Source organism: Bradyrhizobium sp. 35, from assembly GCF_023073215.1.
GTDB classification, from domain to species: domain Bacteria; phylum Pseudomonadota; class Alphaproteobacteria; order Rhizobiales; family Xanthobacteraceae; genus Bradyrhizobium; species Bradyrhizobium canariense_D.
Genome location: NZ_JADPJC010000157.1, coordinates 438838 through 458765 on the forward strand (window position 1 = coordinate 438838; position 19928 = coordinate 458765).

The 19928-nt window shown below is 65.1% G+C and carries 15 protein-coding genes; 3 read left to right on the top strand and 12 right to left on the bottom strand.

The features are described 5' to 3' along the window. Positions 1–19 precede the first annotated feature (19 nt). From IVB36_RS34365 to hpaR, 12 genes are all read right to left on the bottom strand, one after another. Positions 20–1249: an acyl-CoA dehydrogenase family protein gene (locus IVB36_RS34365; protein WP_018456937.1), complete on the bottom strand. Its 1230-nt coding sequence runs from the start codon at positions 1247–1249 to the stop codon at positions 20–22. A 194-nt stretch (positions 1250–1443) separates the two neighbouring features. After that, on the bottom strand, positions 1444–2652 hold the full coding sequence (locus tag IVB36_RS34370) for an ABC transporter substrate-binding protein (RefSeq protein WP_018456938.1): 1209 nt from the start codon (positions 2650–2652) through the stop codon (positions 1444–1446). 175 nt (positions 2653–2827) lie between these two features. After that, entirely contained in the window at positions 2828–4306 is a 1479-nt protein-coding gene (locus IVB36_RS34375; protein WP_247471868.1) for an FAD-dependent oxidoreductase, read from the bottom strand. Positions 4307–4379: 73 nt separating this feature from the next. Next, positions 4380–5006 (bottom strand): GTP cyclohydrolase I FolE, encoded by a 627-nt coding sequence (gene folE, locus IVB36_RS34380; protein WP_018456940.1) that lies wholly within the window; start codon positions 5004–5006, stop codon positions 4380–4382. Positions 5007–5142: 136 nt separating this feature from the next. Beyond that, positions 5143–6033 carry an alpha/beta hydrolase gene (locus IVB36_RS34385; protein WP_247394073.1) on the bottom strand — a complete coding sequence of 297 codons (891 nt, stop codon included), beginning with the start codon at positions 6031–6033 and terminating at the stop codon, positions 5143–5145. A gap of 12 nt (positions 6034–6045) precedes the next feature. Further along, positions 6046–6873 (bottom strand): metal-dependent phosphohydrolase, encoded by an 828-nt coding sequence (locus IVB36_RS34390; protein WP_026233269.1) that lies wholly within the window; start codon positions 6871–6873, stop codon positions 6046–6048. Positions 6874–7083: 210 nt separating this feature from the next. Beyond that, positions 7084–7962 (bottom strand): transglutaminase family protein, encoded by an 879-nt coding sequence (locus IVB36_RS34395; protein WP_085362335.1) that lies wholly within the window; start codon positions 7960–7962, stop codon positions 7084–7086. After that, positions 7959–10496: a circularly permuted type 2 ATP-grasp protein gene (locus IVB36_RS34400; protein WP_247394586.1), complete on the bottom strand. Its 2538-nt coding sequence runs from the start codon at positions 10494–10496 to the stop codon at positions 7959–7961. Before IVB36_RS34400 ends, IVB36_RS34395 begins: the two co-directional genes overlap by 4 nt. A 27-nt stretch (positions 10497–10523) precedes the next feature. Then, positions 10524–13793, bottom strand: a complete 3270-nt coding sequence (locus tag IVB36_RS34405; protein WP_247394093.1) for a transglutaminase family protein — start codon at positions 13791–13793, stop codon at positions 10524–10526. A 104-nt stretch (positions 13794–13897) separates the two neighbouring features. Continuing rightward, on the bottom strand, positions 13898–15421 hold the full coding sequence (locus IVB36_RS34410) for an altronate dehydratase family protein (RefSeq protein WP_018456946.1): 1524 nt from the start codon (positions 15419–15421) through the stop codon (positions 13898–13900). A gap of 93 nt (positions 15422–15514) precedes the next feature. Then, entirely contained in the window at positions 15515–16291 is a 777-nt protein-coding gene (locus IVB36_RS34415; RefSeq protein ID WP_018456947.1) for an aldolase/citrate lyase family protein, read from the bottom strand. Positions 16292–16531: 240 nt separating this feature from the next. Continuing rightward, the gene (hpaR, locus tag IVB36_RS34420) at positions 16532–17050 is read right to left on the bottom strand and encodes a homoprotocatechuate degradation operon regulator HpaR (RefSeq protein ID WP_018456948.1); all 519 of its coding nucleotides are present in this window, start codon (positions 17048–17050) and stop codon (positions 16532–16534) included. Positions 17051–17160: 110 nt separating this feature from the next. On the opposite strand from hpaR, the gene hpaH reads away from it, so the two are divergent. The 3 genes from hpaH to hpaE are packed head-to-tail and all read left to right on the top strand — an operon-like array spanning position 17161 to position 19927. After that, positions 17161–17967, top strand: a complete 807-nt coding sequence (hpaH, locus tag IVB36_RS34425) for a 2-oxo-hept-4-ene-1,7-dioate hydratase (RefSeq protein ID WP_247394096.1) — start codon at positions 17161–17163, stop codon at positions 17965–17967. A 30-nt stretch (positions 17968–17997) separates the two neighbouring features. Beyond that, positions 17998–18396, top strand: coding sequence for a 5-carboxymethyl-2-hydroxymuconate Delta-isomerase (locus IVB36_RS34430; protein WP_085362331.1), 399 nt, complete (start codon positions 17998–18000; stop codon positions 18394–18396). Continuing rightward, the gene (gene hpaE, locus IVB36_RS34435) at positions 18389–19927 is read left to right on the top strand and encodes a 5-carboxymethyl-2-hydroxymuconate semialdehyde dehydrogenase (protein WP_247394099.1); all 1539 of its coding nucleotides are present in this window, start codon (positions 18389–18391) and stop codon (positions 19925–19927) included. Before IVB36_RS34430 ends, hpaE begins: the two co-directional genes overlap by 8 nt. Position 19928 lies beyond the last annotated feature (1 nt).

Sequence of the window (19928 nt, forward strand, 5' to 3'; positions counted from 1 at the left end):
CCGTCAGTGATGGCGTTTGCTAGCCCATCACCCCGCCACGCTTGATCAGCTCCTTCCCCACCGCGGCCAGATGCACCTGATCCGGTCCGTCGCCGATGCGGATGAAGCGGGCGTAGACGTAAGCACGCGCCAGGAACGTGTCCTGCGAGACGCCGGCAGCGCCGTGGATCTGGATGGCGCGGTCGATAACGCGGGCGGCCATGCTGGGCACCACGATCTTGGCGGCCGCAATCAGGTCGCGCGCGATCTTGTTGCCCTCGCGGTCCATCCTGTCGGCGGCTTGCAGCGTCAAGAGCCGCGCCTGCGCGATCTCGCAGAATGAGTGCGCGATGTCCTCACGCACCGAGCCCTGTTCTGCGAGCGGCTTGCCGAAGGCCGTGCGGGAGACCGCGCGCTGACACATCAATTCGAGCGCGCGCTGGGCGCAGCCGATCAGCCGCATACAATGGTGGATACGGCCGGGGCCGAGCCTGCCTTGCGCGATCTCGAAGCCGCGGCCCTCGCCGAGCAGGATGTTCTCCGCGGGCACGCGAACGTTCTCGTAGACGATCTCGGGATGGCCGACCGGCGCGTCGTCATAGCCGTAGGTCAGCATGTCGCGGACGATGCGCACGCCAGGCGTCGCTCTCGGCACCAGGATCATGGATTGCTGGCGGTGGCGATCGGGATCGTCGGGCGCGGTCTTGCCCATCACGATCAGGATCTCGCAATCCTCGTTCATCGCGCCCGAGGTGAACCATTTGCGGCCGTTGATGACGTAGTCGCCGCCGTCGCGCCTGATCTCGCACTGGATGTTGGTGGCATCGCTGGAGGCAACCTGCGGCTCCGTCATCGAGAAGCCGGAGCGGATGCGCCCTTCCAGCAGTGGCTTCAGCCAGCGCTCCTGCTGCGCCGGCGTACCGTAATTGGCCAGCACCTCCATGTTGCCGACGTCGGGCGCCGAGCAATTGAACACCTCCGGCGCCCAGAGGATGCGGCCCATGATCTCCTTCACCGGCGCGTATTCGAGATTGGTCAAGCCAGTGTTGTTGGGATCCTGGCCGTGCTCGCCGGAGAGGAACAGGTTCCAAAGCCCCTGCTCGCGCGCCAGCCGCTTCAGGTCCTGAAGGATCTGCGGCGTCCTGTAGCGTGTCGCTTCCGGCTTCACCTGCTCGTAGTAGAGCTCCTCGACCGGCTCGACATGCGTCCGCATGAACCGGCGGACCCGCTCCTGCAGCTCCAGCGAACGTTCGGAGTGTTGAAAATCCATGGGGTCCTCCTGTTCCCTTCTCCCCTTGTGGCAGAAGGTGGCGCGAAGCGCCGGATGAGGGGTTGTATCCGCGAGTTCAAATGTAGAGACGACTCGCGGAGAGATACCCCTCACCCGGCTCGCCGCTTCGCGGCGATCCACCCTCTCCCGCAAGGGGAGAGGGTGCACTGTCTATGCTGCCGCTCGCGTGCCCCTCACGTGCCGCGCAGCAGCTCGCTGGCGACGATCCAGTCGTTGCCGTTGAACTGGAGCATATAGCCGTCCTTGATCGGGCGGAAATCCTGCGGCGTGGTGTTGAGGGTGATGCCGGGCATCAGTAGCGATAGCGGCACGTTCTTCAAATTGGCCGCCTGCGCCATGATGTTCTCGCGCGTCAGATTGTCCTTGCACTGCTTCAGCAAGACCACCAATGCCTCGGCGACGGTGTAGCCGTAGAGACCCGCGACGTTGTTGACGTCGGCATTGGGCAGGCGCTTCTTCATGAAATCGATATAGGCCGTCATCGCCGGATCGTCCTTCGGCGCCTCGACGAACGGCTTGAGCGAGCCGAGCGAGAGCACGCCCTTGCCGGCATCGAGGCCGGCCGGGACCATCACAGTCGCCTTGTTGGCACAGCCCGAGGCGAGGAAGCGCGTCGCCTGCCAGCCGACCTCATGCGCTTTCCGAATCGCCTGGGCGCAGGCGCGCGGCGTCACCGAATAGATCATGAACACGTCGGCCTTGGTGTTGGCGAGCGTCAGCACCTGGGAATCGACGGTGGGGTCGGCGACCTCGAAGCTCGACGCCATCGCGATCGCCTTGTCGGCGTCGGCACCAAGCGCTTCCTTGACGCCGCGCAGATATTCCTTGCCGGCGTCGTCGTTCTGATAGAGCACCGCGAAGCGCGCGTTCGGGTTCTTGGCGCGGGCATAGGCGACGTCGATCGCGGCCTCGCTGGTGTAGTTCGGCGCCCATGGCAGTGCCATCGACCAGGGCATGTTGGCGGGATCGTTCCACTTCGAGGCCGAGCTGATCAGAAACAGCTGCGGCACCTTGTTGCTGTTGAGATATTTCGCGATCGCCGAGCTCGGCGCCGTGCCCATGGTCGCGAAGATGAAGGCGACGCCGTCACCCTCGACCAGCCGCCGCGCCGCTTCCATGGTCTTCGGCGGCGAGAAGGCGTCGTCGAGCGACAGGAGATTGAGCTTGCGGCCGTTGATGCCGCCCTTCTCATTGACCTCGTCGAAATACGCCGAGATCACCCTGCCGGTGATACCGAGGGGCGAAGCGGGGCCGCTATAGGGCATCGTGTTGCCGATCTTGATCTCGGTGTCGCTGATGCCGGGACCGTAGGATTTCTGCGCGGAGACAGGCGTGGACAGGCAGGCAGCCAAGGCTGCAGCCAGGACCAAAGCGGCTTTCATGGTTTCTCCCCGGTGATGATCGCCGCGCGACTTGGAGGCGCGACGTGCTGCTTTTGCCAGCACGTCAGATCAGCGGAGTTCCACAAGACGGTCTTGCGTCGAGTTGCTGATCAGCCGGTGCACAGCCGCCCTCGCGGGCAGCGCCATTGACGCAAATCGAGACCGGATGCGCGCCTCAGCCGCGCGTCCGCTCCATCTCCAGCTCGGCCTTGAGATTGTCGAGATCCCGATAAATTGAAGCAATCGCAAGAACGCGGCCGCCCTTGCGATACTTCAGCAGGCAGTCCTTGCCGGAAATGCTGCCGTCGATCGCGATATCGTCGAAGCTCTCGGCGTGGCCGACATAGTTGATCGGCACGTCATAGTGCTGCGACCAGAAGAACGGCACGGCCTCGAAGCGCTCCCGCTTGCCGAGCATGTTGCGCGCCGCGGTCTGGCCCTGCCGCTCCGCCACCACCCAGTGCTCGACGCGGATGGTTTGCCGCGAATGCGGATCGGGCCAGCGCGCGATGTCGCCGGCGGCGAAGATGCCGGATATGCTGGTCTCCAGATATTCGCTCACACTGACGCCCCGATCGGCCGCAAGCCCCGCCTGCTCGGCAAGCGCAAGGCGCGGCTTGGCGCCGATCCCGATCACGACCAGGTCGGCCTCGATCACGCCGCCGCTCTTCAACGTGGCGCGCGTGCCGTCCAGCTTTTCCACCGTGTCCTCGAGATGGAAGTTGACACCGTTCTCCTCATGCAGGGCGCGCACGAAGTCGCCCATCTCGGGACCGAGCACCTTCTGCATCGGCCGTTCGTCCGGCGCGACCACGTGCACCTCGATCTTGCGTGCCCGCAAGGAGGCCGCGACTTCGAGGCCGATGAAGCTGGCACCCATCACCAGCGCACGCTTGGCGCTGCCGGCCGCCTTGATGATGGCGCGGCTGTCGGCGACGGAGCGCAGGGTGTAGACATGAGGCTGGTCGGCACCCGGAATCTGCAATCGGACCGGCTCGGCGCCTGTCGCGAGTAGCAGCCGGTCGAACGGCAGCCTGTCGCCGTTGCCCAGCGTCACGCTGCGCGTCTTCGCCTCGATCGCGGCAACATTCGTGTTGAGCCTGAGATCGATGCCGGCGTCCCGATAATAGTCCTCGCCCCGCAGCGGCAGCCAATCCTCCGGCGCGTTGCCCGCGAGGTAATCCTTGGAAAGATTGGGCCGGTCGACCGGCATCGCGCTGTCATTGCTGAGCATGGTGATGGCGCCGGCAAAGCCCTCGCGACGGAGCGTCTCCGCCGCCGCGAAACCCGCCGCGCCGCCACCGATGATGACGAATTTTTCCGACGCTGGCGCTGTCCGGTGAGGTGCCGGAGGCTTCGGCATCTCGCGCTTGCGCTGGACGACGATCTTGTCCTGATCGCGCGAGACCTCCCACACCGCCAGCGCATTCAGCGCCGGCGGACGGGTCGCCTCGCCTGACCGCAAGGAGAAGCAGGCGTGATGCCAGGGACAGCGGATGGTGTCGCCAACCACCAGTCCTTCTGCGAGCGGACCGTGATAGTGGCTGCAGGCCGGCTCGATCGCAAAGATCTCGCTGCCGGCCTGCACCAGCAGGACGTCTTCCTCGCCGACATGGCCGAGCAATTTGCCGTCCTTGAATTCGCCGAGGGTCACGCCTCGGCTCAGGTCGGGCCCGCTTGGCTTCTTGTCTTCGGTCGTGGCGTTGCCTCCTTGAGCCGTCCGCGGATCAATCGTCCGAATTGGCCAGCCCCAGCAGCTCCTGGCGTGTCAACGCATTGTCGCGGAACACGCCGAGCATGCGGCTGGTGACGAGATCTGTCCCGGGCTTGTGCGCGCCGCGCGTGGTCATGCAGTGATGCGTCGCCTTGATGATGACCCCGACGCCTTCGGGCCTCAGCACATCGTTGATCGTGTTGGCGATCTGCGCGGTCATCTTCTCCTGGATCTGAAGCCGCTTGGCGTAGATGTCGACGAGACGCGCGAGCTTGGAGATGCCGACGACGCGCCCTTGCGGGATATAAGCGACCCAGGCGCGGCCGACGATCGGTGCCATGTGGTGCTCGCAATGGCTTTCGAAGCGAACGCCGCGCAGGACGATCATCTCGTCATAGCCTTCGATCTCCTCAAAGGTCTTTTGCAGGATTTCGGTCGGATCCTGCGCATAGCCGGAGAAATACTCCTCGAAGGCGCGCGCGACCCGGTCCGGCGTGTCGCGCAGACCGTCGCGCGCGGGATCGTCGCCTGCCCAGCGGATCATGGTCCGGATCGCCTGCTCGACCTCCGCCCTCTCAGGCCGCTCGCTCGGCGCCTGCGCGACCGCGACACGTTCCAGCCTGCGCGTTTGCGTCTTCATCGAAAACTCCCCTGCAACGAACCGCATACAGAAGGCGGCCCACAGCTTTGGACGGCTGCGATCGGAAAAGGTTCCCGGAATCAGGAAAAATCGGAAGCTGTGAGAGCGGCAAGACAGCGGGACGAGAAATCCGGCGCTATGAGGCCGCTTTCCGTACATAGAGCACGGCCTGGGCCCATTCGGCCGGCCGCTCCTGCGGTAAATTGTGGCCGGCCCCTGTAAAGACGCGCCGCTCGAAAAAGCCCACGAATTTGCCTGCGTGGTGAGCGGTGCCGGAATTGACGCCGTCGCTGTCACCGTCGATCGCGATGGTCGGTACCCGAACCAGGGGCTGGGCGGCGAGCTTCGCCTCGATCGCGGCATAGGCGGGATCGCCCGCGACCAGCGCGTAACGATGTCGATAGGAGTGGATCACGACATCGACGAAATCGGGATTGTCGAACGAGATGGCGCTGGTCTCGAACGTCGCGTCGTCGAAGGCCCATCTCGGCGACCACATCAACCAGAGCTGGCGCGCAAAACCGCGCCGGTTGCGCTCCAGCGCACGGCGGCCGCGTTCGTTGTGGAAGAGATATTGATACCAGAGCGCCGCCTCCTCCGGTGGCGAAGCCGGCTCCATCGAGCGCGCGATGTTCTGGATGTTGTAGGAATTGCCCGAGACGAGCGCGATCACGCGCTCCGGACGCAGCACCGAGACCACGCAGGCTGCGCGCCCGCCCCAGTCGTAACCGCCGACGACCGCGCGCGCAATTCCAAGCGCATCCATGAAGGCCAGCAGATCGGCGCCCAGCGCCGCCTGCTCGCCGGAGCGCAACGTCGCAGCGGAGCGGAATCGCGTCGGCCCGTAGCCGCGCAGCCAGGGCACCAGGACCCGGGCGCCCGCTTGCGCCATGATCGGCGCGGTCTCGGCATAGGCGTTCACGTCGTAGGGAAAGCCGTGACCCATGATGCAGGGCCAGCCGTCCGGCGCGCCGTATTCGCGATAGGCGATGTCGAGGATATCGGTGGTGACCGTTTTTTGTTGCATTAGAAAGCGGAGCTATTTTTGCGGCCCGGATAACGTGATGTCACGCTCGGCGCGGAACACGTTGCTGTAGAGGTTGGCGATCCACTGCCGACCGATCTCGGTCTTGTTGAGGTAACCGATCTCGGTCTGGATGTGCGGCGCGACGCTATTCCAATAGAACTGCGGATAGCGGTTCACGATGTCGGCCGGCGAATCGTAGCCGAGCTGGCGGTTGATGCCGACTTCCTCGAACTCGTAGTAGAGCGCATTGGCCTTGCGCAGATAATTGGGGTCGCCGAGCTGGCCGATGAAGTCGGCGGCGCGCAGGATCGAGGCCTCGTCGTCATAGTCCTGGCCTTCCCGGGCCGGAAACCGGGTGCCCTCGATGGCGCGGGCGATGCGCTCCGGATCGAGCCCCGGAATGTGTCGCAGCCGCCGCGAAACATAAAGCTTGGAACGGTCGACATGATACATCATCAGGCTTGCATCCGAGGCGCCGCGCGGCAGTGACACCTTGGTGCCGGCTGCATCGATGACGAAGCCATCGGTGTCATCCTCCTCGAACAGGCCGCGCACATAGCCGATGTCATGGGCCAGGCAGGCGATCAGGACATGGACATAGTCTTCCGCCGACAGATGGGCGTGAAGATATCGGCCGCTGAGGATGGAGTGACCCGCCAGCGTCACCAGCATCGTATGCTCGATATTGTGATAAAGCGCGTCGCTATTGCCGATGCATTCCATCGCCGTGCGGGTTGCGCTCTCGACGATGCGCGCAGAGGGCTCGTCGAACCGGCGACGCATGAACGAGCCCAGCAATTTTTCAAGGGAGTCCGCCGCCAGTTTCGGTAACGTCATCATGGATGCAGCCCCGTCTGTCGGTGGTTTTCCACGCCAATTCCCGACGTCTCATTCTCGTCCTCGAGCAGGCGCCAGCATAGCCCATCTTGGCCGACTGGCCAAACCCGGGGGCGCAAACTCGGAAATATGTTGCGGTTTGTGCCCCGCGATATCGCGGTTGCGGTGCAGACCCGCCACACCCGGGATGGGTGTCGCGGGCAGGACCCGCAATCATTCCACCAACAGCACGTCGACGGCGACGTCGAGCTTCTGCTTCGGCGAGCCGACGATGATGCCGTCGACCGGCGAAACGTCGGAGAAGTCGCGGCCGACTGCGAGCACGATATGGTCGCCAGCAACCATAAGATCGTTGGTCGGGTCGAAATCGACCCAGCCAAGCTCGTCCCCGCACCACAGCGACACCCAGGCATGGGTGGCGTCGGCGCCCTGCAGGGGCGGCTGGCCCGCCGGCGGAATGGTGCGCAAATATCCGCTGACATAGGCCGCGGGCAGGCCCAGCCCGCGCAAGCCCGCAATCATGACATGGGCAAAATCCTGACAGACGCCATGGCGCTTGACGAAGACCTCGTTGAGCGGCGTCGAGATCACCGTCGCCTTGGGGTCGTAGCGAAATTCGGTGCGGATGCGATGCATCAGATCGACCGCCCCGGCAAGGATGCCCGCGCCGGGCGCAAAGCTTTCCGCCGCATAGGCGCTGACCGGTCCCAGCACCGGCACTAGCGGGCTCGCAAAGACATAGCCGACCGGCGAGGACGGCCCGAGGCTCGTCGCCTCGAAGGCGATGTCGCGAATGTTCTCCCAAGCCGGGCTGACAGCGGCGCGCGCCGGCGGCTGGCGCGACACCTTCACGCGAGAGCGGGAATCGATGCGCAGGGTGCGATGCGCGGCCTCGATCACGACACTCTCGGTCAACGTGCCGAAGAAATCGCGCCGGACGCTACGCTCCGCAGGGCGCGGACGGATCTCGACCTTATGCGAAATCAGCTCCTGGCCATTGCCGCTCCTCGGCTCCAGCCGCAGCGTGCAGCGCGCGAAGCTAACCGGGCTCTCGTATTCGTAGGTGGTGACGTGACGGATATCGTAGATCACGCCAGCCCCGTCAGCTTTTCCGGCCGGCTCGCATTGGGACCGTGCGGGAAGTAGTGCTGCCCGACCGCCTCGGCGAGGCTGAGCAGATCCTGCTCCAGGGCGAACAGCGTCTTGACCTCGAGCTTTTCGGCCTGCGCGGTCGCGAGCATCGCCTGCAGCGCGACCGCAAGCCGCTGCGGCTTCTCGATCAGGCCGTGCTCCTTCAGGCTCGGCAGTGCGGCGATGTGTTCGTTCAGCGTCGTCACCTGGAACGCCACGGAACGCGGATTGTAATTGTCGAGCACGGCGAGGTCTCGCACCGGCGCCAGGATCGGCGCCAGCAGATAGCGCGAGCGGTAGGTGATTTGGCAATCCACCAGCGTCAGCAGGATATCGAGATCCTCGTCGCCGGCCTCGTCATAGGCAAACTGCCGGGCAAAGCGCGTGGTGTTGATGGCGCGCTCGGTGCGCCGACCGATATCGAGGAAGCGCCAGCCGGCGGCGCGGTTCATGTTCTCATGCGCAAGGCCGGCAAAGCTCGCGAGCTCCTGCAAGGTCAACTCGGCCGCGCTCAGCACGCTGTCGTCGTCCTCGACCTCGACGGCCAGCCGCTCGACCATCTCCGTGATGACTTGCCAGGCATCGGGCGACAGCCGCTCGCGCAAGGAGGTCGCCGTGCGCTGGGCCGCGCGGACCAGCGACAGTGCCGAGCCGAAACGCTCCGGGCTCTGCAGCGCTTCGGCAACGATGCGGCCGGGCGCCGCGCGCGAGGTCTGCGAGATCGCGCCCCAAGTCACCAGCAGGCGCTGGATACGTTCCGCCGATTGCAGTGAGGCCGCGGTGCCCTTGTTGGGCCCGCTCGGCGAGCCCAGCGCCCGCACCAGCCGCAGCGTCGCCTCGGCGCGTTCGAGATAGCGGCCGAGCCAGAACAGATTGTCGGCGGCGCGGCTCGGCAGCACGCCGGCGATACGGCGGATGCGCACCTTGTCGATCGCAGGCAGCAGCGTCGCGGTCGAGACCTGCTTGTCCGAGACCACCCAGACGTCGGCGGAGCGCGCGCCGTCGCCCATCGACACCGCGCGCGCATCCGGCTGCTCGGCGATCCGGCAGAAGCCGCCGGGCATGATGGCCCACCCGTCCGGCGTCGCGGCTGCGAACACGCGCAGCACGAAGGGACGCGGCGTGATTTGCCCCTGTTCCCACACCGGCATGGTCGAGAGCCGCACCACCTCCTGGCCGACATAGTCCATGCCGCGCGCAGCGATGGCGTCGCTCAGGCGCCGGCGCCCGGCGGCGTCGAGTTCGCTCGCAAGCACCGGACCGTTGCTGTCGAAACCGGGAACGCCGCGCCGATACGCGCCTTCGATCGCGACCTCGTCGAGCCGCGACAACACTTCGTCGCGCGCCGAGCGCTGGCCGCACCACCAGGTCGCGATGTGCGGCATCTTCAGCTCTTCGCCGAGCAGCCGGCGGCTGAGCGCCGGCAGGAAGCCGAGCATCGCGCGCGCCTCGAGGACACCCGAGCCCGGCATGTTGGCGACGACGACGCCGTCCTTGCGCAGCACGTCGATCAGGCCGGGGACCCCGAGCCGTGACGAGGCATCGAGCTCGAGCGGATCGAGCGAATTGGAATCGACACGGCGCAGCAGCACGTCGAGGCGCTTGAGGCCTGCAACCGTGCGGATGTGGATATGATTGTCGCTGACGGCGAGATCGTCGCCCTCGACCAGCAGGAAGCCGAGATAGCGCGCCAGCGTCGCGTGCTCGAAATAGGTCTCGCTGAAGCTGCCCGGCGTGAGCACGCCAATCCGCGGTTCGTCGCGGTCGGCGCGCGCCCGAAGACTGTCGCGAAACGCCTCGAAGAATGGTGCGACGCGCGGGACGTTCATCGACTTGTAGAGATCCGAGAAGGCGCGCGAAAGCACCAGGCGGTTCTCCAGCGCATAGCCCGCACCCGACGGCGCCTGCGTGCGATCGCCGAGCACCCACCAGCGTCCGTCGGGCCCGCGGCCGACATCGGCGGCATAGAGCGAGAGATAGCGCCCGCCCGGCGGCGGCACGCCGCAGGCGGGACGGAGATATTCGGGGCTCCCCGCGATCGCGGCCGCCGGCAGCGCGCCTTCGGCGACGAGGCGGCCCTCGCCATAGATGTCACGCAGCACGAGCTCGAGCAACTCGGCGCGCTGGGTGATGCCGTCGGACAGCTGCTTCCAGTCGGCCTCGTCAATCAGCAGCGGCAGATGGCTGATCGACCAGGGCCGGTCGGCGCTCTCGCCGGGCGCGCGATAGGTGACGCCGGCCTCGCGGAGATGACGGTCGGCCATGCCAAACCGCCGCTCAACCTCATCGGGCGCGAGCGCACCGAAGGCATCGAAGAAGCGGCTCCAGACCGCGCGGGGCTTGCCGTCCGGGCCGAGAAACTCGTCGGGGATGTCGGGCAGGCGCCTGTAGTCGCGGACCCATTGCGCGAAGCGGCGCTGGCCTTCGCGCTGGCCATCACGTTGACCTTGCGCCTGACCCGCCTGGTCGTCCTCTTCGGCTGCGCCCTCGGCCATGCGCCACTCCCTGCCCCGGCATCATACTCATTGCAGGAGCGGGGTCCGCAAGTCGAGGGTCAGCGGAAACTCATTTGTGCGTTCCTCGGGCGGCGGCTGCATCGGACCCGGCGTATGGCCATGGTCCTGGAAGCGCGCCAGCCGCCGCGCCTCGGCCTCGTAGGTGTTGACGGGCTTGGTGTCGTAGCTGCGGCCGCCGGGATGGGCGACGTGATAGACGCAGCCGCCGAGCGAGCGGCCGTTCCAGGTGTCGATGAGGTCGAAAGTCAGGGGCGCGTGAACGGGAATGGTCGGATGCAGGCCGGAGGCCGGCTGCCAGGCCTTGAAGCGGACGCCGGCCACGGCTTCACCAGAGCGGCCGGTGGCGGTCATCGGCAGGCGGCGGCCGTTGCAGGCGACGATATGGCGGCCCGCGACGAAGCCTTCCGCCTTGACCTGAAGCCGCTCGACCGACGAGTCGACATAGCGCACGGTGCCGCCGGCCGAGCCCTCCTCGCCGAGGACGTGCCAAGGCTCCAGCGCCTGCCGCAGCTCCAGCGTCACGCCGCCATGATGGATGCGGCCGAACGCGGGGAAGCGGAATTCGAGCTGGGCCAGATACCATTCAGGCTCGAACGGATACCCGGACTGCTTCAACTCGGTGAGCACTTCGAGGAAATCCTCCCAGATGAAGTGCGGCAGCATGAAGCGGTCGTGCAGCGCGGTGCCCCATCGCACGAACTTGCCTTGTTGCGGCTCGCGCCAGAATTTTGCGATCAGCGCGCGGATCAGCAGCTGCTGCGCCAGCGACATGCGTGGATCCGGCGGCATTTCGAGCGCGCGGAATTCGACCAGGCCGAGGCGTCCGGTCGTGCCATCAGGTGAATAGAGCTTGTCGATGCAGATCTCGGCGCGATGGGTGTTGCCGGTGATGTCGACGAGGAGATGCCGGAACAAGCGATCCACCAGCCACAGCGGCGCCTGAGTGCCCGGCGGCGGCACGTGCGTGAGTGCGACCTCGAGCTCGTAAATGCTGTCGTGGCGGGCTTCGTCGATGCGTGGTGCCTGGCTGGTCGGGCCGATGAACAGGCCGGAGAAGAAATAGGACAGCGCCGGATGCCGCTGCCAGTGCAACACCAGGCTCTTCAACAGATCAGGCCGGCGCAGGAACGGCGAGTCCTGCGGGCTCGAGCCGCCGACCACGACGTGATTGCCGCCGCCGGTGCCGGTGTGGCGGCCATCGACCAGGAAGCGGTTGGCGCCGAGGCGCGTCTTGCCCGCATCCTCATAGAGCCCGACGGTAATGTCGACCGCCTCGCGCCAGTTCTTTGCCGGCTGGACGTTGACCTCGATCACGCCGGGATCGGGCGTCACCTTGATGACGTCGACGCGCGGATCGAACGGCGGCGGATAACCCTCGACATGGACCTGGAGCTGCATCTCCTCGGCCGTGGCTTCGAGCGCCGCGATCATCTCGAGATAATCCTCGATCTGCTCGACCGGCGGCATGAAGGCACAGAGCACGCCGTCGCGGACCTCAACCGACATCGCGGTGCGAACCGGCACGGAGGTATTGAGCTCTTCGGGCTCGAGCCGCTCCGGCGAGTCCGGACGCGCCGGAAGGCTGAACACGGGCAGCTTGCCGCGGGCCTCCATCGGATCCCGCTCGACGATGTAGGGATATTGATCGGGCGGGACATAGCCGAGCGAGTCCAGCGGCAGGCGCAAGCCGAGCGGGGAATCCCCCGGCATCAGGAAAAGATGACTGCGCCGGAGCTGCCAGCGCTCACTGCGCCAGCGTGGTGCCGCATTCCAGCGCTGCACCGGCAGCACGAAGCCGCGAGGATTGTTGAGCCCCTGCTCGAATACACGCGCCATCCGCGCGCGGGCCTCCGGATCGGATAATTTGGAATCGGAGGGATCGACGTTGACGGGAAGCTCGGATTCCTTCTGCAGCCAGTACGCGGTGTCCTCATAGGCCGGCATGATGTAGCCGGGATCGAGCCCAAGCCGCAGCGCCGCGCCCTCCACGAACGCCTGGACGTCCTTGGCCTGCGCCGGCCGCGGATTTTCGATGCTGGCGATGAGGTCGGCATTCTTCCAGATCGGCACGCCGTCCTTGCGCCAGTACAGGCCAAATGCCCACCGCGGCAGGCTTTCGCCGGGATACCATTTGCCCTGACCGAAGTGCAGCAGGCCCCCGGGTCCGAAACGCGCGCGCAGGCGGCGGATCAGATCGTCGGCGAGCCCGCGCTTGGTCGGACCGACAGCGTCCGTGTTCCACTCGGCGCCTTCGAGATCATCGACGGAGACGAAGGTCGGCTCGCCGCCCATGGTCAGACGCACGTCCTGCGCCGCAAGATCGCCGTCGACCTGCTCGCCGAGATCGTTGAGCCGTATCCAGGATTCGTCCGAGAACGGTTTTGTGATGCGCGGCGCCTCGCGAATGCGCTTGACGCTCATGTCGAAGGCGAATTCGACCTCGGCAAAGCCCGCGCCGCCGGAGATCGGCGCGGCCGAGCGGTAGTGCGGTGTCGCGGCGACCGGGATGTGGCCCTCGCCCGCGAGCATGCCCGAGGTCGCGTCGAAGCCGATCCAGCCTGCACCCGGCAGGTAGACCTCGGCCCAGGCGTGCAAATCGGTGAAATCGTTCTCGACCTCCGGCGGCCCCTCGATCGGATCGATGTCGGGACGGACCTGGATCAGATAGCCGGAGACGAAACGGGCGGCGAGACCGAGGTGCCGGAAGGTCTGGATCAGGAGCCAGGCGGAGTCGCGGCACGAGCCGGCCGCGGAGGAGAGCGTCTCCTCCGGCGTCTGCACGCCCGCTTCCATGCGGATGACGTAGCCGATCTTTTTCTGCAGCTCCCTGTTGAGATCGACCAGGAAGTTGACGGTGTTCGGGGCTTCGTGCGGGATCGTGTCGAGATATTTCGCGAACAGCCGATCGGGCTTGACGGTCTCGAGATAAGGCGCGAGTTCGGTCTTGAGATCTTGCGTATATTCGAACGGAAAGCTGTCGGCATAGGGCTCGACGAAGAAGTCGAACGGATTGACCGTGGTCATCTGCGCCGTGAAATCGACCTCGATCTTGAGCTCGGTCGTCTTCTCCGGGAAGACGTAGCGCGCGATCCAATTGCCTAGCGGATCCTGCTGCCAGTTCACGAAATGATTGGCCGGCGTGACCTTGAGCGAATAGCTCAGGATCGGCGTGCGGGTATGCGGCGCCGGCCGCAGACGGATGGTCTGCGGGCCGAGATCGATCGGGCGGTCGTATTTGTAATGCGTGACGTGGTGTAATGCGACGTAGATCGACACGGGGTGCGGCACTCCAGCAGCTTTTTTGAGCAGAACACCGCTGGTGACCTCGATCAAGCACTAACAACGGGCAGACCGTGCCTACGGCACGGGCTACGCCTTTGCTACATCGTCGCGCCCAGCACCCAGGGCGCGAACTCGGCGCCGCCGAAATCAAAACTCTCGCTCTTGGTCGGCTGTCCGGACGCGGTCTTGAGGATGAGATCGAAAATGCGCTGGCCGCACTGCTGGACGCTCTCCTCGCCTTCGAGGATGGTGCCGCAATTGACGTCCATGTCCTCTTCCATGCGCTTGTACATGGGCGTGTTGGTCGCGAGCTTGATCGAAGGCGCCGGCTTGCACCCGAACACGCTGCCGCGACCCGTGGTGAAGCAGACCAGATTGGCGCCGCCGGCGACCTGCCCGGTCGCGGCAACGGGATCGTAGCCAGGCGTGTCCATGAACACGAAACCCTTCTTGGTGATGGGTTCGGCGTAGCGCAGCACCTCGACGAGATTGGTGGTGCCGGCCTTCGCCATCGCGCCGAGCGACTTCTCCAAAATGGTGGTGAGACCGCCGGCCTTGTTGCCCGGGCTGGGATTGGCGTTCATCTCGGCGCCTTCGCGCGTCGTGTATTCGTCCCACCAGCGCATGAGATCGACCAGCTTCTCGCCGACTTCGCGGCTGACGGCGCGGCGCGTGAGCAAATGTTCGGCGCCATAGGTCTCCGGCGTCTCCGACAGGATCACGGTGCCGCCGTGACGTACGATGAGATCGCTGGCCGCACCCAGCGCCGGATTGGCGGAAACACCGGAATAGCCGTCCGAACCGCCGCATTGCAGCGCCACGGTCAATTCGCTCACCGGAACGGACTCGCGCTTGACCTTGTTGGACTCCGCGAGTGCCTCGCGCACGAAGGCAATTCCGGCTTCCACCGTCTTGCGGGTGCCGCCGACTTCCTGGATGTCCATCGCACGCAGACGTCCCGCGAGCTTCTGCTCCTCCATCAGGCCGCCGATCTGGTTCACCTCGCAGCCGAGGCCGAGCACGATCACATGAGAGAAGTTCACGTGCCGTGCATAACCACCGAGCGTGCGGCGGAGCAGCGCTAAGGGCTCGTTCTGCGTCATGCCGCAGCCGGTCTTGTGGGTCAGCGCGACCACGCCGTCGACATTGGGGAAGTCGGCCAGCGGATTGTCGCCGGTGAACGGATTCTTCTTGAAGACGTCGGCGACGAGGCTTGCGACATGCGCGCTGCAATTCACCGAGGTGAGGATGCCGATGTAGTTGCGCGTGGCGACGCGGCCGTCCGGACGGCGGATGCCTTCGAAACTCGCCGGCAGATCGAAATTCGGCGTCGGCTTGACGTCGACGCAATAGGCATAGTCCTTGGCGAAATCGCCCATGCCGCAGTTCTGCACGTGCACGTGCTGGCCCGGCGCGATCGGCACCGTCGCAAAGCCGATGATCTGGCCGTAGCGTATCACCGGCTCGCCCAATGCGATCGGCTTGATCGCGACCTTGTGGCCGGAAGGAATGCGCTCGACCGTCGTCACGCCGTCGGCCACCAATGTTCCCGGCGGCAAGCTCGCGCGCGCGATCAGCACGCCATCATCGGGATGCAGGCGAATGACGGGGCTGATGGTCATGGGAGGTCTCCTTCAGACGAATAGTGAGTAGCGAGTGGCGAATGGAAAAGGGGAGCAGCTCATTCGCTACTCCCCATCGCCATTCGCGAGTTCTCAGGCCTTGCCGCCGGAATCCTTCCGGGTGGCGTTGACCTGCATCTTGGCGTAGGTCGTCATCAGGCCGACCTCGTTCGAGAGCGTCACCAGCTTGAAGCCCATGTTGATGGCGCGCGCGGCACCTTCGGCGCCGCTGCAATGGATGCCCGGATTGAGGCCGCGCTTGCCGCACTCCTTGATGATCTTCTCGTAGATCGCAAGGATCTCGGGCTCGGTGCGATCGAGCTTCGGTTCGAGGCCGTAGGAGAAGCCGAGGTCGGACGGGCCGATATAGACGCCGTCGATGCCTTCGACGTCGAAGATCGCTTCCATGTTCTCGACCGCGGTTTTGGTCTCCATCATCGGCAGCAGCACGATGTCGTCGTTGGCCGTCTTCTGGTAGGAGCCCGCGGTGCCGTACATGCCGGCGCGGATCGGGCCGTTGGAGCGGACGCCCTTCGGCGGGTACTTGGCATAGGAGACGAGGTTCCTGGCTTCCTGCGGCGTGTTGACCATCGGGCAGATCACGCCATAGGCGCCGCCATCGAGCACCTTGCCGATGATGCCGGGCTCGTTCCAGGGCACGCGGACCATCGGCGTGATCGGATGCTTGTCCATCGCCTGGAAGCACTGCACCATCGACAGATAATCCTGCACGCCGTGCTGCATGTCGACGGTGACGCTGTCGAAGCCGCATTGCGCGATCATCTCGGCCGAGAAGCCGGAGGGAATCGCGAGCCACGCGTTGACCACGGCCTTGCCCGACTTCCAGATTTCCTTGACCTTGTTCGCCACGTTGCCTTCCTTCTTTGTTTTGGACCTTCGTCACCATGACGAGCGCCGCGACAGCACGATGCCGTTATTAGCGCGAACCCGACCGCCGCGCTACGCTCGCGATGACGCAAGGTTTCACTTGGCAAAGGCGGCGCAATCCGTCCCGGCGCGCCGATTTTTGCGCATCGGCTGCGGGGCACTTTGAGCGAAAAAATGCGGCGATGTCCATGATTGTTGCCGCGCGCTCGCGCATATCTGCTTTCACTCCTCGGCACTTGCCTCCTCGCCCGCGCCGAGCCCTGCGAGACTTTGTTCGAGCTCGCTGAGCATCTCCTGCAATTCGACGAGCTTGCGCGCGCCAAAGCGTCGCGTGATCTCGGCATAAATCGCTTCGGAGGACGGCGCGACGGAAGCCATCAGCTTCACGCCCTTTTCCGAGATCGAGACCATGCTGCGGCGCTGGTCCGCCTTGGCGGTCTTGCGCTCGATCAGATTGCGCGCCTCGAGATCACGCAGGATGCGCGACAGGCTCGGGCCGAGCAGGAACGCGGTGCGCGCGAGTTCCGTGACCTCGACCGTGTCGATCGCCGCGAGCGCGCGCAGGATGCGCCATTGCTGCTCGGTCAGGCCATGCGTGCGCAGCGAGGGACGGAATTGCCGCATCACCGCTTCGCGTGCCCGCAGCAACGACATCGGCAGCGAACGCGAGAAGTCACGCATCGGCACCTGCCGCACGGCGGGCTCGCTTCCATTCGCAGGATCAGCCGGTCTCTTCGTCATGACGCCCTTTCAAGCCGCGAAACGTTTGCAGTGCAGCAAGCCAATTTGCGATTGACGCATTAACTTAACATGTTAAGTATTTTCCGGCACCACGATTTGTAAGATTACACATGGCGCTTTCGAACGACGATATCCGAGCTTGCGCGAACCGTCTGCACCAGGCGGAGAAGACCCGCACGCAGATCCGGCAGCTCTCGCAGGACTTTCCCGACATCAGCATCGCTGACGCCTACGCGATTCAGAAGGCCTGGGTCGACGTCAAGGTCGCCGAGGGGCGCATCGTCCGGGGACACAAGATCGGCCTGACCTCGAAGGCGATGCAGAGCGCGCTTGGCATCAACGAGCCGGATTCCGGCGTATTGCTCGACGACATGTTCTTCGCCGATGGTGGCCTCGTCCCGACGGAGCGCTTCATCGCGACGCGCGTGGAAGCCGAGCTCGCCTTCGTCATGAGCAAACGCCTCGCGGGCCCCGACTGCACACTGTTCGACGTGCTCAACGCCACCGACTTCGTGGTGCCGGCGCTGGAGATTCTGGACACGCGGATCGAGCGCGTCGATCCCCAGACCAAGGCGACCCGAAAGATCTTCGACACCATTGCCGACAACGCGGCCAATGCCGGCATCGTGCTCGGCGGACGGCCGATCCGCCCGCCGGACGCGGACCTGCGCTGGATCGGCGCGCTCTGTTTCAAGAACGGCCAGCTGGAAGAGACCGGCCTTGCCGCCGGCGTGCTCAATCATCCCGCGACTGCAGTCGCCTGGCTCGCCAACAAGATCGCACCGCTCGGCCTTGCGCTTGAGCCCGGGCAAATCGTGCTCGCCGGCTCTTTCATCCGTCCGATCGAGACCCGCAAGGGCGACACAATTCAAGCCGATTATGGCGCCTACGGCTCGGTGAGCTGCTACTTCGCTTAGACGACCAAAAAGACAGGGAGTGAAACCGCGATGCCGCATTTCACGATCGAATATTCGGCGAATCTCGACGACCGCCTCGACATCGGCGCGGCGTGTGAGGTGGTGCGCAAGGCTGCGGTCGAGACCGGCATCTTCCCGCTCGGCGGCATCCGCGTCCGCGCTGTCAAATGCGAGCATTATGCGATTGCGGACGCGCGGCAGGATTACGGCTTTCTCGACATGGTGCTGCGCATCGGCGAAGGCCGCGATCTGCCAACCCGCAAGAAAGCCGGCGAACAAATCTTCCAGGCGCTCTCCCGCCATCTTGATCCCGTCTTCGCAAGCTCGAAATTCGCGCTCTCGTTCGACATGCAGATCAACGACAAGGATACGAGCTGGAAGCGCAACAACATCCACGACGCCCTGAAAGCGGAGGCCGCCTATGGATAAGCCCACGCCGAAAACCGACGTATTCCAGGCCAATCGCGACCGCATCGCACCGCTGCTGAAGACGCTGCGTGCCGACGGTATCGGCCACATGATCGACGGCAAGATCGTGCCGTCGATCTCCGGCGAGACGTTCGAGACGAAATCGCCGGTCGACGGCGCGACGCTGGCGAGCGTCGCCCGCGGCAATGCCGAGGATGTCGATCGCGCCGCCACCGCTGCCGCACTCGCCTTCAAATCCTGGCGCGACATGGGGCCGGCGATGCGGAAGAAGCTGCTGCATCGCGTGGCCGACGCCATCGAGGACAATGCCGAGGACATCGCGGTGCTCGAATGCATCGACACCGGCCAGGCCTATCGCTTCATGGCCAAGGCCGCGATCCGCGCCGCCGAGAATTTCCGCTTCTTCGCCGACAGATGCGGCGAGGCGCGCGACGGCCAGAACACACCGAGCGACGAGCATTGGAACGTCTCGACGCGCGTGCCGATCGGCCCGGTCGGCGTGATCACGCCGTGGAATACGCCGTTCATGCTTTCGACCTGGAAGATCGCCCCTGCCCTCGCGGCCGGGTGCACCGTCGTGCACAAGCCGGCGGAATGGTCGCCGATCACGGCGGCCATTCTTGCGAAGCTCGTCAAGGAAGCCGGCGTGCCCGACGGCGTGCTCAATACCGTACATGGCTTTGGCGAAGAGGCCGGCAAGGCATTGACCGAGCATCCCGCCATCAAGGCGATCGGCTTCGTCGGCGAAAGTTCGACGGGCTCGGCGATCATGGTTCAGGGCGCGCCGACCTTGAAGCGCGTGCATTTCGAACTCGGCGGCAAGAACCCGGTGATCGTGTTCGACGACGCCGATCTCGACCGCGCGCTCGATGCGGTCGTGTTCATGATCTACTCGCTCAACGGCGAGCGCTGCACGTCGTCGAGCCGCTTGCTGATCCAGGCCGGCATCGCCGAAAAATTCGTCGAAAAGCTGACCGCACGGGTGAAAGCGCTGAAGGTCGGCCATCCCCTCGATCCCGCCACCGAGATCGGGCCGCTGATCCACGAACGTCATCTCGCGAAGGTCTGCTCCTATTTCGACGTCGCACGCCAGGACGGCGCGACGATTGCCGTCGGCGGCAAGGCCTATGATGGCCCGGGCGGCGGATATTATGTCGAGCCGACCCTGGTGACCGGCGCACACGGCAAGATGCGCGTGGCGCAGGAAGAGGTGTTCGGCCCCTTCCTCACCGTGCTGCCCTTCAAGGACGAAGCAGACGCGATCGAGATCGCCAACGACATCCGCTACGGCCTGACCGGCTATGTCTGGACCAACGATGTCGGCCGCGCGTTGCGTGTCGCGGATGCGCTGGAAGCCGGCATGATCTGGCTGAACTCGGAAAACGTCCGCCATCTGCCGACGCCGTTCGGCGGCATGAAGGCCTCCGGCATCGGCCGCGACGGCGGCGATTACTCGTTCGATTTCTACATGGAAACCAAGCACGTCTCGCTGGCGCGGGGCACGCATAAGATTCAGAAGCTGGGAATCTAAC

Bases quoted from the DNA above. Each gene is read 5' to 3' on its own strand.
- IVB36_RS34365 (WP_018456937.1), bottom strand. From the start codon at position 1,249: ATGGATTTTCAACACTCCGAACGTTCGCTGGAGCTGCAGGAGCGGGTC.
- IVB36_RS34370 (WP_018456938.1), bottom strand. From the start codon at position 2,652: ATGAAAGCCGCTTTGGTCCTGGCTGCAGCCTTGGCTGCCTGCCTGTCC.
- folE (WP_018456940.1), bottom strand. From the start codon at position 5,006: ATGAAGACGCAAACGCGCAGGCTGGAACGTGTCGCGGTCGCGCAGGCG.
- IVB36_RS34385 (WP_247394073.1), bottom strand. From the start codon at position 6,033: ATGCAACAAAAAACGGTCACCACCGATATCCTCGACATCGCCTATCGC.
- IVB36_RS34390 (WP_026233269.1), bottom strand. From the start codon at position 6,873: ATGATGACGTTACCGAAACTGGCGGCGGACTCCCTTGAAAAATTGCTG.
- IVB36_RS34400 (WP_247394586.1), bottom strand. From the start codon at position 10,496: ATGGCCGAGGGCGCAGCCGAAGAGGACGACCAGGCGGGTCAGGCGCAA.
- IVB36_RS34410 (WP_018456946.1), bottom strand. From the start codon at position 15,421: ATGACCATCAGCCCCGTCATTCGCCTGCATCCCGATGATGGCGTGCTG.
- hpaR (WP_018456948.1), bottom strand. From the start codon at position 17,050: ATGACGAAGAGACCGGCTGATCCTGCGAATGGAAGCGAGCCCGCCGTG.
- hpaH (WP_247394096.1), top strand. From the start codon at position 17,161: ATGGCGCTTTCGAACGACGATATCCGAGCTTGCGCGAACCGTCTGCAC.
- IVB36_RS34430 (WP_085362331.1), top strand. From the start codon at position 17,998: ATGCCGCATTTCACGATCGAATATTCGGCGAATCTCGACGACCGCCTC.
- hpaE (WP_247394099.1), top strand. From the start codon at position 18,389: ATGGATAAGCCCACGCCGAAAACCGACGTATTCCAGGCCAATCGCGAC.